Source organism: Paenibacillus nitricinens, assembly GCF_052056485.1.
GTDB classification, from domain to species: domain Bacteria; phylum Bacillota; class Bacilli; order Paenibacillales; family Paenibacillaceae; genus Paenibacillus_AQ; species Paenibacillus_AQ nitricinens.
Window position 1 is genome coordinate 2,163,182 of record NZ_CP183948.1, and the last position, 14,716, is coordinate 2,177,897.

12 protein-coding genes are annotated in these 14,716 nt (G+C 41.4%); 9 read left to right on the forward strand and 3 right to left on the reverse strand.

Annotation, left to right across the window (positions count from 1 at the left end; all coding sequences use genetic code 11):
- Positions 1-53 precede the first annotated feature (53 nt).
- From ACN6KS_RS09450 to ACN6KS_RS09465, 4 genes are all read left to right on the forward strand, one after another.
- Entirely contained in the window at positions 54-914 is an 861-nt protein-coding gene (locus tag ACN6KS_RS09450; protein WP_373455888.1) for a carbohydrate ABC transporter permease, read from the forward strand.
- Positions 915-976: 62 nt separating this feature from the next.
- The gene (locus ACN6KS_RS09455; protein ID WP_440961862.1) at positions 977-2,887 is read left to right on the forward strand and encodes a beta-N-acetylhexosaminidase; all 1,911 of its coding nucleotides are present in this window, start codon (positions 977-979) and stop codon (positions 2,885-2,887) included.
- Between the two features lie 404 nt (positions 2,888-3,291).
- Positions 3,292-3,981, forward strand: a complete 690-nt coding sequence (locus tag ACN6KS_RS09460; protein ID WP_440960103.1) for a helix-turn-helix domain-containing protein — start codon at positions 3,292-3,294, stop codon at positions 3,979-3,981.
- Positions 3,982-4,001: 20 nt separating this feature from the next.
- Positions 4,002-4,856 (forward strand): IS3 family transposase, encoded by an 855-nt coding sequence (locus tag ACN6KS_RS09465; RefSeq protein ID WP_440960104.1) that lies wholly within the window; start codon positions 4,002-4,004, stop codon positions 4,854-4,856.
- A gap of 182 nt (positions 4,857-5,038) precedes the next feature.
- Here the strand turns inward: ACN6KS_RS09465 and ACN6KS_RS09470 are convergent, their stop codons facing one another.
- The 3 genes from ACN6KS_RS09470 to ACN6KS_RS09480 form a co-directional block, all read right to left on the reverse strand.
- A complete protein-coding gene (locus ACN6KS_RS09470; protein WP_341134321.1) occupies positions 5,039-6,241 on the reverse strand; it encodes an MFS transporter in 1,203 nt (400 codons plus the stop codon).
- Positions 6,242-6,266: 25 nt separating this feature from the next.
- Positions 6,267-6,848 carry a TetR/AcrR family transcriptional regulator gene (locus ACN6KS_RS09475; protein ID WP_440961863.1) on the reverse strand — a complete coding sequence of 194 codons (582 nt, stop codon included), beginning with the start codon at positions 6,846-6,848 and terminating at the stop codon, positions 6,267-6,269.
- A gap of 97 nt (positions 6,849-6,945) precedes the next feature.
- Positions 6,946-7,395 carry a MarR family winged helix-turn-helix transcriptional regulator gene (locus ACN6KS_RS09480; RefSeq protein WP_094871491.1) on the reverse strand — a complete coding sequence of 150 codons (450 nt, stop codon included), beginning with the start codon at positions 7,393-7,395 and terminating at the stop codon, positions 6,946-6,948.
- 168 nt (positions 7,396-7,563) lie between these two features.
- Between ACN6KS_RS09480 and ACN6KS_RS09485 the strand changes: the two genes are divergently transcribed.
- From ACN6KS_RS09485 to ACN6KS_RS09505, 5 genes are all read left to right on the forward strand, one after another.
- Positions 7,564-8,433, forward strand: coding sequence for an SDR family NAD(P)-dependent oxidoreductase (locus ACN6KS_RS09485; RefSeq protein WP_094871490.1), 870 nt, complete (start codon positions 7,564-7,566; stop codon positions 8,431-8,433).
- Positions 8,434-8,688: 255 nt separating this feature from the next.
- The gene (locus tag ACN6KS_RS09490) at positions 8,689-10,488 is read left to right on the forward strand and encodes a cache domain-containing sensor histidine kinase (protein WP_440961864.1); all 1,800 of its coding nucleotides are present in this window, start codon (positions 8,689-8,691) and stop codon (positions 10,486-10,488) included.
- Positions 10,489-10,604: 116 nt separating this feature from the next.
- Entirely contained in the window at positions 10,605-11,900 is a 1,296-nt protein-coding gene (locus ACN6KS_RS09495; RefSeq protein WP_143812414.1) for an ABC transporter substrate-binding protein, read from the forward strand.
- A gap of 27 nt (positions 11,901-11,927) precedes the next feature.
- Positions 11,928-13,559: a response regulator transcription factor gene (locus tag ACN6KS_RS09500; RefSeq protein WP_440961865.1), complete on the forward strand. Its 1,632-nt coding sequence runs from the start codon at positions 11,928-11,930 to the stop codon at positions 13,557-13,559.
- Between the two features lie 99 nt (positions 13,560-13,658).
- Positions 13,659-14,672, forward strand: coding sequence for an S-layer homology domain-containing protein (locus tag ACN6KS_RS09505; RefSeq protein WP_440961866.1), 1,014 nt, complete (start codon positions 13,659-13,661; stop codon positions 14,670-14,672).
- Positions 14,673-14,716: the final 44 nt, after the last annotated feature.

Genomic DNA, 14,716 nt, shown 5'->3' on the forward strand with positions numbered 1-14,716 from the left:
GCGGTCGGCTAATGTTAGCCCGGCCGATGAAGGAGTGAATCGCTATGCAAGTAATGATAAACGCTCGGTCGGAGAAGAGGAGAGGCTCGCTGTTACGTAAGCCGATTTCCGGAATTGCGAAAATCATTCTGTTATTTTATGCCATAATTACATTGTATCCGCTATACTGGTTAGGAATAAGCGCATTCAAGTCGAATCAGGAATTTTTCAATCGTCCTTATTCCTGGCCGCAGCATTGGCAGCTCGACAACATAACCCGGGCATGGGATCTCGGAAATATGGGCCGGGCGGTGCTCAACTCCACAGTAGTTACTATGTCAGCGCTACTGCTAACTATTGTGCTCGGCATGCTTGCTGCTTATGTGCTTGCCCGATTCCCATTCAAGTGGAGTGGAGCTGTAAAAGGATTGTTCTTGCTCGGCATGCTCATTCCAATTCATAGCACACTCGTTCCATTGTTTATTTTCATGAACAAGCTCGGGATGCTGAATACGTACTGGTCACTCATTCTGCCTTATACGGCATTTGAATTACCAATTGCAATCTTCCTCGGAATGGCCTACATCGTATCTATTCCAAGAGAAGTAGAGGAAGCGGCGATGATCGACGGCAATGGCTGGTGGGGAATCTTCGGACGCATCATTTTCCCGCTGTCTCTGCCAATCGTGGCTACGATTACAATTCTTGCATTTTTGAGGTTTTGGAATGACTTCTCCTTCGCGCTCGTCTTTATTAATTCTCAAGCGCTGAAGACGCTGCCCCTCAGCTTGTCGCTCTTCTCCGACGGATTCGGAACGGACTACAGCTTAACAATGGGAGCGATGTTTATTGCTGCAATACCAACCATCGTCATCTTTTTGATCTTTCAAGAGCAAATTATGAAAGGTATGGTAGCAGGCTCGGTCAAAGGTTAACATCCTTGATCGAGTTTTTGGTGTAATTTTATACATATTTCATTCATGTGGAGGGATTGATAGTGAAATTACATTTTATGGGAGAATTGAGCGAGCTTCAATCAGGGCTTCAGTTGCTGCTTGCCGAACTTAAGTCAGAATCGTCGGAGGACGGAATTCCCGTGTGGATAGAATCGTCTTCAGGAAAACTGGAAGTTGGCTATGATGGTAAAAGCGCATATATTCGTTACGGCGCTAAACATCAATTTTTCCGCGGCTTGGGATTGTTGATTCAGAAGTTTAGTAGCGGAGAGAAGTTTCAAATTATAGAGCAACAACAATTCGATGCGATTGGTCCGATGTTTGATTTGTCGCGCAATGGAGTGCTGACCGTTGAAAGCTTCAAGTTTATGCTGCGCAAAATGGCGCTGATGGGCTTGAATAGCGTCATGCTCTATTTGGAAGACACTTACGAGATCGAAGATGAGCCTTATTTCGGCTATATGCGCGGCCGCTACTCTGCTGCGGAGTTGAAGGAAATCGACGATTACGCCGATCAATTCGGCATTGAAGCGTTCCCGAGCATTCAGACACTGGCTCATTTGGAGGAGTTTCTGAAATGGGAGCCGGTAAAGGAATATAAAGATACAAAAGGCGCGTTGCTAGTTGGAGCGGAGAAGACTGATCGTCTGGTCGAAAATATGATTGTCAGCATTAGCGCACCGTTCCGCAGCCGGAAAATCCACATCGGCATGGATGAAGCGGAAGAGCTTGGACGGGGTAAATTTTTGGATCGCAATGGACATATGAGCCGTTTTGATATTATGACAGGCCATCTGGAACGGGTGCTCGCAGTAACTCGACGCTTAGGGCTGAAAGCGATGATGTGGAGCGATATGTTCCTGAAGCTGGCTTCGGCGAACGGTGAAGATTATTACGGCCATGAGACGCAAATATCAGAGGACATGTCGAGCCGCATTCCGAAGGACATAGATATGGTTTACTGGGACTATAACCACGTCGAGGAGAGGGACTACGAAACATTGATCGCTAAACACCGGCCGCTTGGCAATACTCTCATTTTTGCGGGTGCGGTGTGGGTATTCAATACGTTCGGCGTCAATTACGGGCTATCCTTGCCGGCGACGGATGCAGCGCTGACGGTATGCAAGAAGGAAGGTATCCGCGAAGTTTATGCGACGATGTGGGGTGACGACGGAATGGAGAGCAATCCGTACATTGCTTTGCTCGGCTTGCAGTTTTATGCGGAGCATGCCTATTCTTCGTCCACGCCGACTGACGAGGTACTGGCCGAGCGCGTTCGGTTCTGCACCGGCATCGAGGCAGATGCTTACATGGGGCTGAAGTATTTGGACGAGACACCAGGAGCTGCACCAAATAATCAGAAGCAGAGCAATCCGTCTAAGTTTCTGTTGTATCAGGATGTACTGCTGGGGCTGTTCGACAAACAGATTGATGGGTTAGATATGACGGCACATTATGCATGGACAGAAAGTGAAATTGCTAGCCGCAGAAAGCCTGAGGCAGAGCTGGATTACTTGTTCGAGGTGCCGCAAAAGCTGTGTGCGGTGCTGAAGCAGAAGAGTGAAATCGGGCTTGAGCTGAAGCGGGCTTATGACAGTGGCGACAAGGCATTGCTTAGACGGATTGCTGAGGACGTTTTGCCCGAAATCTCGCAGTCAGTACTAAAGCTTCGCGCCGCACACCGGAAGCAATGGCTATCGATGTTCAAGCCGTTTGGCTGGGAGGTGCTCGATATTCGTTACGGGGGCGTCTTAAGCCGGCTGGATACAGCGAGCATGAGGCTGTTAGAATATGCGGACGGAAAGCTCGAGCGGATCGAGGAGCTGGAGCAGGAACGATTGCTGTATAGCACGACAAACCGCTTCACCGACAAAGGTGCAGGCTGGTGCAGCTATTATTACCGCATGGCATCGCCTAACGTCTTTTTCCATGTGATCAATCCATTCTAGGTTGAAGAATTATGAAATCGTATCGAAACTGAATTCGCAATACAGGAACTTTAAGGTATGATTTAAACGTAATACGTAAACCTAACAAACTAAGAATAGGTATAAACAAGTTGCCAGACCACAGTTTTCTGTAGTCTGGCATTTTATTTAATGGGGGCACATCGTATAAAGTTGTTCCCACTGAATACTCCACACATGTGGAGTTCGCGAAACAGGGCTCCCGATGCAATAGGCACTTTTAAGGGCGGTGGCTTTCAGGTATTACAGGCAGCATTATTCTGTTGCGAGGATTATTCGATAGAGATTTGTCAAAATAAAAGACACCCGGTTTTGATATGCTCCCGTCATAGTAGACAGTAGAAAAAACAAAAACTTCTACTGCTACAATGACGGGAGTTTTTCTAATGTCTAAAAGAAGTCCAGCATCTTTAGAAGTAAAATTACATGTCGTACGGCTGTGCCTTGAGCACAAGTCGAATCCAAACTATGAGGCAAAACAGCGAGGTCTTAGTTCGCACACGGTTAGAGAATGGATTAGGAAATATAAAGCAGATGGTTTGGACGGGTTAAAGGAATCGAGAACATGGAAAACATACTCTAAGGAATTCAAACTGGCTGCTGTTAACGAAGTGTTGTCTGGTCGTTTCTCCGTTGAAGAGGCGACAAACAAGCATCATATTTCAAGTAGAAGTGTTTTGATCAAATGGATTACCAAGTATACTAATGAGATAGAATTAAAACCTACACATAAAGGAAAAGGACTATCTCATATGAACAAAGGACGTAAAACAACTTTCGAAGAACGTATTGAAATTGCACAATATACCATCGCTAATGAATTGGATTATCAGAAAGCGATTGAAAAATACGGTGTATCTTATCAGCAAGTTTACGCATGGGTTCGGAAATATCAAGCTGGCCGTGAGGAAGCTCTTCAGGACAATCGAGGTCGTAAAAAGCCTGTAGAAGAACTAGAGGAGCATGAACGTCTTAAGCTACGGATTAAAGAGCTAGAAGCGCGAAATGAATACCTAGAGATGGAGAATGACTTCGCAAAAAAGTTGGCAGAGATCAAGCGACGAAATACACGCTAACCCTCGTTCGACAAGTAAACTTGTATCAAGCGATTCAAGAACTGAACAAAGAAAAAGGTCACGCAATTACGAAGTTGTGTGCGTTAGCTGGGGTTGCTCGATCTGCCTATTACAAGTGGTTAAAATGGAAACCCTCTTGCATAGAACTTGAAACTCGTGCGTTAGCGAAAGAAGTAAAGCTACGATATGACAAGCGAAAAGGGATTCTTGGCTACCGTCAAATGCGCACGCAATTAAACCGAAAGCTCAAAAAGCAGTACAACAAAAAGCGTTATTACCGAATTATGTGTGCTCTTGGGCTTAAAGCAGTCATTCGCAGAAAACGAGCAAGTTATGTGAAAGCTACGGAGATCCATGTAGCTGAAAATGTAATGAACCGTAACTTTGATGCCAATTCCCCTAATTCAAAATGGTGTACAGATGTGACAGAACTGAAGTACGGGAATGGGCGCAAAGCCTATTTGAGTGCCATTATTGATGTATATGATAATTCCATTGTTTCATGGGTATTAAGCCATTCCAACAACAATAAACTCGTGATGGATACGTTGAAAAGGGCTTACGCGAAGAATCCTGGCGTATCTCCTCTTCTACAAAGCGACAGAGGTTTCCAGTACACGTCACATGAGTATAACCGACTTCATGTGAAATACGGATTTAAGAAAAGCATGTCTCGTGTGAGCCGATGTTTGGATAACCAACCTATTGAGCGTTTTTGGGGTACTTACAAGGCAGAAAGCTATTATCTTACAAAATTTGATACCTATGAAGAAGTCCTCACGGAGGTTAGCAAATATATTCACTACTACAATAATTACCGCTATACAGAATGTTTGGATGGCTTGTCACCTAACGAATACCGACGAGCTGCATAACGAAAATACCTCAGCTCTAGTAATACGAGCTGAGGTATCTAAACTAACTATTTTTGTTTTTTACACTGTCCACTTGACAGGGAGCACTTCATTTTGTTTGATCGGGTGTCTTTTTGCTGATTTAAAATATACAAAAAAATATTTTGTCACAAATTTATTTGTTCTTGTGAGTGATCCACCGCTTAGTTTACCAACCCACTAGTAGCTTGTTTTTCTTTCCATACCATTGTGATTAGAAGTCCAATAAACATAATGACAGCCGCAAAGAGATACGGATAGTTGATGTTTACATCAAATAATACTCCGCCTAATGCAGGTCCGATGATATTACCAAGGCTAGTATAGGTTGAGTTCATGCCAGCGACAAAGCCTTGCTCTTTTTCAGCCGTTTTTGATAAATAGGTCGTTAATGCTGGACGGAGTAGGTCAAAAGCGAGAAAGATGAAGCAGGTAACTAGCAGAACAGTTAAATAGTTATTGATCATGGTGGAGGCTACTGCTAAGGCTACGCCAGCAATTAAGCAGATTTGAATGAGTTTTTTTTCACCGAGCTTATCTACCATTTTACCGAATAAAAAGACCTGCACAACCACCCCGAAGATTGAGCTTATTGTAATGATGGTTGCAATATCCCGTGGAGTGAAGCCAAATTTATGATCAGAAAACAGGCTAAACACAGTTTCATATGCCGATAAACCAAAGGCGAGGACAAACACAATAATAAACGCAATAATATATGCTGGGTGAAACGAGCGTTTCAGATCACTGATAAAGTTGGTGTCTTTTTTAAGATTACTGATTTCCAAAAGCTGCTCTTTGGATAGTGGCTCTTTCAGAATAAATATCGACGAAATACAAGTGATTAAGGCGAAGCCAGCAGCAAAATAGAATGGAGCACGTATACCTAGTTCAGTAATAAATCCTCCGATTCCTGGGCCAATAATAAAACCAATACTAATGGCGGCAGAAACATAACCCATTGCCTTAGGTCTTTCCTCTACTGAGGTGATGTCCGCAACATAAGCAGTGACGGCAGGCATAATGAATGCACCAGCAATCCCTCCAAGAATTCTGGCAAAATAAAGAACGGATACATGTGTGCCTAAACCAAAGATTAATTCCGACGTGCTGAAGAGTACTAAGCCGATTACGATCATTTTTTTTCTGCCGTAAGTGTCAATCCATCGCCCAGCCAGAGGAGACATGAGTAATTGCGCGAACGCAAATGCTGCTACAAGATACCCCATCGTTTTACCTGACAAATGCATAATGTTCATAAAGGATGGCATAACAGGGACAATCAGTCCAACACCTAGAAAAACAATGAATATATTACTTAGCAAAATGAGTAAGACTGTTTTTTGTTCTTTCAATGGTTTCTTCATGAAGTAAATACCTCTCTTTGTAGAATCACAGCTGTGAAATACCTCTCCAAAATACGGTCCATGAGGCATTCAGTTTTTCATTTAAACGGATCTCATTATTGCCATATACAAGCTCTAGCATAATCGAATCAACTACACCTAAAAAGGCAAGCGTTGGGATGGAGGCTGCATCTTCCATGATGACTTTGGCATCGATCCAAGCTTGGAATTTACTTTCAAGTACGGGTTGAATCTTTTTCTCTGTGTCGATGACTTCTTCATCAATCGCTTTAGCAAGATGGGGCGGTGGAAAAAAAGAGATACGCAGCCAAAACTTTAACTGCTCGTTCTTTTGAAACATATCAATGACCAACTGCAGATATCCTAATAAATCCGTTTTAGGATTTTGAGTCCCCACCTTACTCAAATATTGTAGTTTGGATGAAATTTCTGTCTCTTTAGCTTCTTGTAAGACTTGTAGAAAGAGATCATCTTTCCCTTTAAAATGGGCATAAAGTGATTGTTTTTTCATCCCGACTTGCTCAGCAATTTGAGACAAAGAAGCACCTTCATACCCATGAGTTGTGAAGCATTTCAAAGCAATGTCTTTAATCTCTTTACTTTTCAAAAAAATTCACCTCAATATTAACGAACGTTCGTCAGTTATACTATCAAATTAAATTATTTTATGCAAATGAAAATTAACTCCACAATGCATAGTATGGCTAAAATCCATTGAATTCCTTAAGCATTTCGGTAAAGGTCTCAAGCTGCTGGTTATCCCATTGAGCAATACGCTCGTAAAATACGAACTCCTTATCCTGCAGCGCAGCAAAGGTTTGTTGTCGTCCAAGCTCTGTGAGCGCAAGAAGTACAGCTCGACGATCATGTGGAGAGTCTTCCCTTTTAACATACCCTAAATTCTCAAGCTGTTTGAGAAGACGACTAACCGAACTACGATCCATAGCTGTTGCTTCCGCCAAAGCAGAGGCGCTAGTCGGACCATAGGAATACAGCCAACGGACGATATGGAAAGCAGCAGGTTGTATAGAAGAATCGAAAGCGGCGGCAGTTCTGACATTCAGTGCATGTGAGGCGCTAATAAGCGCATTAATTTGTTCGCCGAGCTTTAGCTCGAGTTGTCCTCTTAACGTATCTTTGCGTTCGACATTCATTGGTTGAACCACCTAACGTAGATTATTATTCAAAAATTTTATACTTTTAATTAGTTGACATATATCAATCACTTGAATATAGTTGACATATATCAATTATATGTTTTCGATAACATCCTGTCAAAATGAACTTGCAGCTGTTTTAGTCCTATATAAAGGAGAATGAAGATGACGACAAAACCGATTATTGTAATTACTGGAGCTACAAGTGGTTTGGGACAACTCGTTGCCATTGAAATGGCAAAGCGTGGTTCTCATCTTGTTCTGACTGCTAGGAGTGAAAGTCGTGCAGAAGCTACTCAGAAAATGATTACAGAGAGCGTACCTGCTGCCGAAATAAATTTTTTCTATGGGGACTTATCCTTAATGAAGGATGTCAGTCGTTTGGGGCAAGAAATATCTGACGCATATCCGAAGATAGACGTGTTATTAAATAACGCAGGACTTCATGCGTTTGAACAGCGGATCACTTCTGAAGGAATATCAGAAATGATGGCCGTGAACTATTTTGCCCCATGGATATTGACTCATACTTTACAGCTTTCTTTGAAGGCAGCGGGAAGTGCAAGAATTATAAATGTAGCTTCTGAAGCTTCACGCAATCATGGAGAACTTAAGCTTCCGGAGGATTTGATAAATACATCTGATTTTTCGGCTAGAGGTTCGTCAGAGATATATGGAAAAACTAAGCTGCTTAATATCATGTTTACCGCTGAACTTGCTCGCCAATTCAAAGGAACCGGAGTTATTGTTCACGCATTAAATCCTGGTTTTAATGTAACGGGTTTGGGGCGTGAGTTATGGTTTGCACCTATACTTAAACGGGTATTGAAATTTCTTCATATTGGGAATCCACGTAAGGGAGCTGATATCATTATTCGTTTAATGATCGATCCAAAATATCAGGAGACCACAGGGGGATATTTTAATGTTGGAACAGGCAATCCAATAGTGCCCGTACATCCAGGTGGAGATAAGAAAATGGAAAATGAATTATGGAATGATACGCGATTAGTAATACATCAGATAACTCAATGACAAAAGGAGCTGATCCTAAAGTAGAACTTTCTACATTAGTGTCGGCTCTTTTTCGTTTTGAATCAACTCGTAACGTTGTCGAAAACTGGGAAAAAGCTCGGATTTAAAGATTAAGTGAATGGATGTGTGTAATATTCTGAGTACTTTTGTCACCATGCAGGAAGTAGAACAAATTTAAGGGAATATGTTTCTTCAATATTCATGGTGAGGTGGAAGTGAGCGTTTATAAGTTATCTTTTTAAGGGGAGTGAACTTATGAGAAAAAATTGGCGGATGTCTAGCACTTTAAGGCTTTTTTTTATACTTGTAGTCATTCTGCCGATCATCTTATTCTCCATCATTATTCTAAATATTTATAAGCGAGATATTCTTCAGCAAAATACATCACGATCTCTACAAACAGCTCAAGCGATCTCCTATTCCGTTAGTCAGGAAATAAGGAGGTTGACGGGTCTATTTGCTTCCATCGGTATGGACAGGGATGTGATGGCAAAACTTTATGAAATTAATCGTAAGCGTGGAGTCGAGAAACAGCAGGCTTACTATGAACTAAAGGTCTTAATAGAGAAGTACACGGCATCTATCTCAGGACGAGTACTGTCGGTGAACTTCCTATTTAAAGACCATAAATCCTATTCGTACTTAAAGAATTTGAATTTGGATGATTCTTATTTTCGCCAAAAAACGTGGTATGGGCAGGTGCTGAATAATCCCGATAGCGTTCATTTTCTGGGGATGATGCCCAATATTTTATATGGTAACTACAATCCTTACAATATGGTTGCTGCCCTATCTCCAAGTGTAATCAATCCTTTATCCCAGCTAGAAATGATTCTTTTTACGTTTGAGAGTAGTGCCTTTGATCATATTTTGCAGTCACGTGATAATACGGAATCCAGCCTTTTCATCGTCACAGAGGAAGGTCAAATTATCTCATCCAATACCCTTGCCTCTAGAGGGGGGGAATTCCAAATGCACTGGTTCGCAAATCGTGGGCCGGAGGAAAAAGGGTACGTTGTGGATGTTCATGGTGATGATAGAAATCTGATAACCTACGCTAAGATTGATCAGACCGGATGGTGGCTAGTACAGTCTATTCCATATGCTGATCTAACAGCCAATTACCTTAGTGTGAATTATATCGTCTGGGTGTTTGCATTGATGATCATCTTAGCGTTTATTCTTGTTTCATTTTACTTTGTATCTAATGTTACTAAGCCGTTAAATGAGCTTCTCCGGCAAATGGATCTGGTGACTGAAGGTGATTTAAACGCTAAATTTATGAGAACAGGCAGCCTGGAGCTAATTAAGCTTGGGCATTCTTTTAATCATATGACGGAGCGTATTCAGGATTTACTCTATCATCATGAAAGGCAAGAGGTGGAGAAGCGAAAGGCGGAGTTTGCGGCACTTCAGTCGCAGATCAATCCACACTTTTTAATAAATACGCTCAATTCAATCAAGTTTATGGCTTTAATCAGTAAAGCAGATAACATACGGAATATGACACATGCCCTAACTCGCCTGCTGGCTTCTTCTTTTAATCGAGGTGGAATTCTGACTACGATTGATGAGGAAATAGATCATTTAAAGAATTATTTGTATATCATGGAGATTCGTTTTGGTAGACCGATTCAAACGAGATGGGAAGTCGATGAGGATTTAGCAGGTTATTATATTTTGAAATTGCTACTACAACCTATTTTAGAAAATAGTATTATTCATGGACTAAAGAATGTTGACTATCCTGGTATCATCGAAATCATAGTGAGCAAACAAGCGGAAGATCTTCTTATAACCATAGCTGATAATGGTGTAGGTATGTTGGATATGGATGCTCAGGAATATGATAGCGATGGTATTCGCCATCAGCATTCTTTCAGTGGTATGGGAAACAGTAACGTTAATAAGCGAATTCAGCTACATTACGGGAGGCGTTTCGGCTTAAAGTACGAAAAGAATAAACCTCAGGGAACGATAGTATCGATAAGACTACCGTTGATCGACACGCCGGAGGAAGAGATGCAGGATCAGTTGTTAGGGGAGGGAGGATGAAGAACGCTGCGGAGGAGCATAAAAGATCATAGTCCAGAGGGAAAACATCATTCATGTGTAATCTCAGAGGAGGTATGATGGTATAAACTTTTTTTCGAAGGCTGTGATTAATAGAAGTGAAAATAATACTCCGTTTGTCCTTAATAGGGATCATTTCTCTTATTTTTGTAGGTGGCTTCTTCTCTTTAAGTAAGTTCAGTTCCAAAGGAGGGGCAATAGAGCAACAACAGGAAAAGGTGAATCTGGATCAACCGATTAAAATAAAATTTGGCATGTGGGAAGCGAAAACAGATATCAAATTTTGGACGGAAAAGGTAAGAGACTACTCTAAAATTAAGCCTAATGTAACAGTTGAAGTAGAGACGATTCCTGATAATAGCGGTCAGTATTTAAAGGTTCGATTAGCAGCCAATGATTTGCCGGATATTTTTTACCTGAAGCCAGATGACCTAATCACTTACAAAGCAGTACTTCTTCCACTGGATGGATTAGCCGCAGCAAAAAACAATAAATATCCCGCTAGAATAGATCATTCCATTCTTGGTTTGCCGCTTGTATCCTTCTCTGAATATGTCTATTACCATCCAAGTATCTTTCAAGAGGTCGGCGTAGAGATACCGCAAACGATGGATGAATTTATGGATGTGATGATGAAGATCAAAGCGGATGGTAAATATATTCCGATTGCGATTGGCGGGAAAGAGAATTGGACGTTTTATCCTTTCACTGAGTTCGGGCCGCCTCTACTATCCAAGGATGAGAATTATTTATCCTCAATTGCACAAACGAAACGTCCTTTCGGAAAAGGTTCTCCCTTTGAGAAAGCAGCAGTGATGATCAAGAAAATAGCAGAGAATGAACTAGCTGGGCCCGATGCACTCAACATTGGTGTGGATCAGGCAACGCAGCTGTTTCAAAATAATGAAGCGGCCATGCTTGCACTCGGCCAGTGGTACCTTAGAGATCATTTGTCCAAAATGAAGGATGATAAAGATTTAGATGCGTTCACCTTACCCTGGAGAGAGACTGCTTCAGAACGTTTGCAGGCAATCACTATGCCAGATCAATATATGGCGATCAATAAAAATTCCAAAAATACGGAAGAGGTTAAAGCATTTTTGGAATGGGTATTTAGCCGAGACGTTTACCAAGTGTATATTAACTATTCGCAAAATTCATCGACAGTGATCAATATTGAATCATTCCTGCCGTTCTTCAACAATGTTCAAGAAAAGCACCCCTTTGAGCCGTTTATGTACCTGGGAATCGATGAGAAATTTGAAAAAGTAAAAAATGCTATACAGTTCGATGAGAAGAAGGCTGCACAAGAAATTTTTTCAGGTGCTGAGGTGTCCGATATTCAAGAAAAATTGAATGATGATTGGGAGATAGCGGTTGAGGCTTTGAGGTAATCCTATAGATCAATTATGGAGGGATTTATGATGAAATTCAAAGCTCTCATTGTTGATGATGAACCATTAGCTAGATTAGCTCTTCGGGAGTATATATCCATTGCTTCGACCGATTTTGAGATTGCAGGGGAAGCAGGAGATGGTAAGGAGGCATTAAATATGCTGAAAATCCATCAGGATGTGGATCTAGTTCTGGCGGATATTCAAATGCCAAATATGAATGGAGTAGAACTACTCGAAGCACTGAATAACACTACTTTTTCGAATCAACCGTTAACCATCATGCTTAGCGCATACGGAGATTATTCTTTTGTAAGAGATTCCTTTGTGCTCGGTGCCTTTGATTACATTGTTAAAGCCAAGTTAGATGAAACTTATATTGCACCGGTACTGACTAAGACTGTGGATGAATTGAAGCGGCGGCAAAGCTCCTCAAAGTCAGCATCAAACTTAGAGGACGTAGAAGCCTCGATCTGTTCTGTTCTGCATCGACTGTGCCTATCGGATTCTTTAGAAGTGACAGACGATGATATAACGTCTTCGTTGGAGCTTGTTCGAAAGCATATGGGGGAAAAAAATCTGGAGGTTGCACTTCTTAGGCTATCAGATACCGTTCAATTTGAAGATTCACACCGTATGATCATGCAGACGATACGAACAGTAACGAATCGGAGTAGAAGTGAAGGGATCTGCAAAGTATGCAGATATGATGACAGGCATTACGTATTGTTCTTCTCTTTTCCAGAGCAATGCAGCATTATTGCCGTTCGTAGATTGACAGACATCATCTTGTCAGAAGTGAGCATGAGATTAAAGCAATTTATTAATTTGAAGCTGTCTATGGGCATCAGTGACATTGTAGATGGTCTTCACCAGTGGAACCGATTATTCCGCCAAGCGGAACGATTAGCAGGCTTGAGTTTCTACCAAGGGTACAATCGATTATATTATCCGGAAGCTGAAAGGCGTCCATCTATTAAGGAAAGTGACTGGAAAGAAGTATGGTATTTGGCTAGAACCGAAATGCTGAAGTCATTAAGTGATCCGGATTTAATGAAATGGCAGGAGGTCTATGAACACTGCTGTAACTTGTTGATTCAGCGATACCCTTGTTCACCCGAGCTTATTAAATCAGATGTAGTCGATATGACTTGGGAGGCAAGCGCATTAATTTATCAAAAAGGCGTTTCTTGGGAAAAGCTTCATGATAAGCTGCCATATCCCATCACGGATCATATTTATAAGCAGGAAACCTGGGAGACTACGGTGCATTGGTGCCGACTGTTCTTGGAACATCTGCATCAAAAGCTGCATCCGAAAGACCAACCTAAGGAATGCTTTCTCAGCCCTGTTGTTGCTAAAACGAAAGAGCTATTAGAGAAAAACTTTAACGAAGATGTCCATTTGTCAAATATTAGTCAGATCGTCGGTGTAAGCGAGAGCTATTTAAGCAAACAATTCTCCAAAGAAATAGGTGTTAATTTCATTCAATTTCTGACGAATCTGCGAATCGAAAAGGCTAAAAAGGCGCTGGAGAGCGGAATGAAAATATATGAGGTTTCTGAGCAAGTAGGATACGTGAATCCGGAACATTTCAGTCGTATTTTTAAAAAAATCACAGGAATTAGCCCCTTAGCTTATCGCAGAGAGAAAGAATAACAAAAATAATCATTTTTGAACAAAATAAATCATGTGTATCCGGTTTCAAAATCCATATGATAGGGGGGAGTTAAAATTCACGGGTGAAGGGATGTTCTTATGAGACGCAAACGATTCACGTTCGCACTAATCTGTACGTTATGTTCTTCCATGTGGTTAAGTACAGTCCATGCTGAAAAAGTCTCTGACTTCGAGATGCAGACATCAGCTACTGAATCTGCTAATTCTACGTTCACCGTTACATTAAAGGGTAAAGATATTCAAGATTTATACGCATATGAAGCTAAATTTAATTTTGACCCGAAAGTGCTTGAGATTGTAAAAGCAGAAACGAAGATCAAAGGCTTTTCTGTATCTCCAATCGTTAAAAACAATGAAATTACGATTGCCCATACCAAAATTGGAAATGTGAATGGTGATAAGGGTAATTTGGACATTGCCACGATTACCTTTAAAGCTAAAAGGGCTGGTACAACTGCAGTAAAATGGACCGCATTAAAAGTTCTTGATCGTAATTTGAAAGATCAGGAATTCACCCCGAATCAATCCTCAACCTTTACCAAGATTTTCAGGGACATCGTCTCACATTGGGCGAAGCAAGATATCATGGAAATGGTCACTAAAGGAATTGTTGAAGGCATGGATGCCGACAGCTTTGCTCCGAATAATAACATCACTCGTGCACAATTTGCAGCTCTAATAACTAGAGCATTAGATCTTACAGAAGGTTCTGGAAGTAATCCGTTTACGGATGTGAAATCAGGGGTTTGGTACGAAGATACGGTAAAGAAGGCTTATGCGGCCGGAATTATTAGTGGTTTGTCCAAGACGAAATTTGCTCCGGAAAAAAGCATTACTCGTGAAGAAATGACAACGATGCTGATGCGAGCGAAAGCTTATGCTTCCGGCGTAAAGGTCGAAAGTATGGTCTCAGATTCCACTACTACATTTAAAGATGATAGTAAAATAAGCCCGTGGGCTAAAGCGTCGGTGGGGTTTGCCTTGAAATCTGGATTAATGAAAGGTAGGACTCAGACTACATTTGCACCAAAAGAATCTGCTACAAGAGCGGAATCAGCCGCAGTTATCAAGCGATTGTTAAATTCCAAGTAATACAAAAAAACATATAATGACGCACCTTCTTATGGAAGGAGGGC

Bases quoted from the DNA above. Each gene is read 5' to 3' on its own strand.
- ACN6KS_RS09450 (WP_373455888.1), top strand. From the start codon at position 54: ATGATAAACGCTCGGTCGGAGAAGAGGAGAGGCTCGCTGTTACGTAAG.
- ACN6KS_RS09460 (WP_440960103.1), top strand. From the start codon at position 3,292: ATGTCTAAAAGAAGTCCAGCATCTTTAGAAGTAAAATTACATGTCGTA.
- ACN6KS_RS09470 (WP_341134321.1), bottom strand. From the start codon at position 6,241: ATGAAGAAACCATTGAAAGAACAAAAAACAGTCTTACTCATTTTGCTA.
- ACN6KS_RS09480 (WP_094871491.1), bottom strand. From the start codon at position 7,395: ATGAATGTCGAACGCAAAGATACGTTAAGAGGACAACTCGAGCTAAAG.
- ACN6KS_RS09485 (WP_094871490.1), top strand. From the start codon at position 7,564: ATGACGACAAAACCGATTATTGTAATTACTGGAGCTACAAGTGGTTTG.
- ACN6KS_RS09490 (WP_440961864.1), top strand. From the start codon at position 8,689: ATGAGAAAAAATTGGCGGATGTCTAGCACTTTAAGGCTTTTTTTTATA.
- ACN6KS_RS09500 (WP_440961865.1), top strand. From the start codon at position 11,928: ATGATGAAATTCAAAGCTCTCATTGTTGATGATGAACCATTAGCTAGA.
- ACN6KS_RS09505 (WP_440961866.1), top strand. From the start codon at position 13,659: ATGAGACGCAAACGATTCACGTTCGCACTAATCTGTACGTTATGTTCT.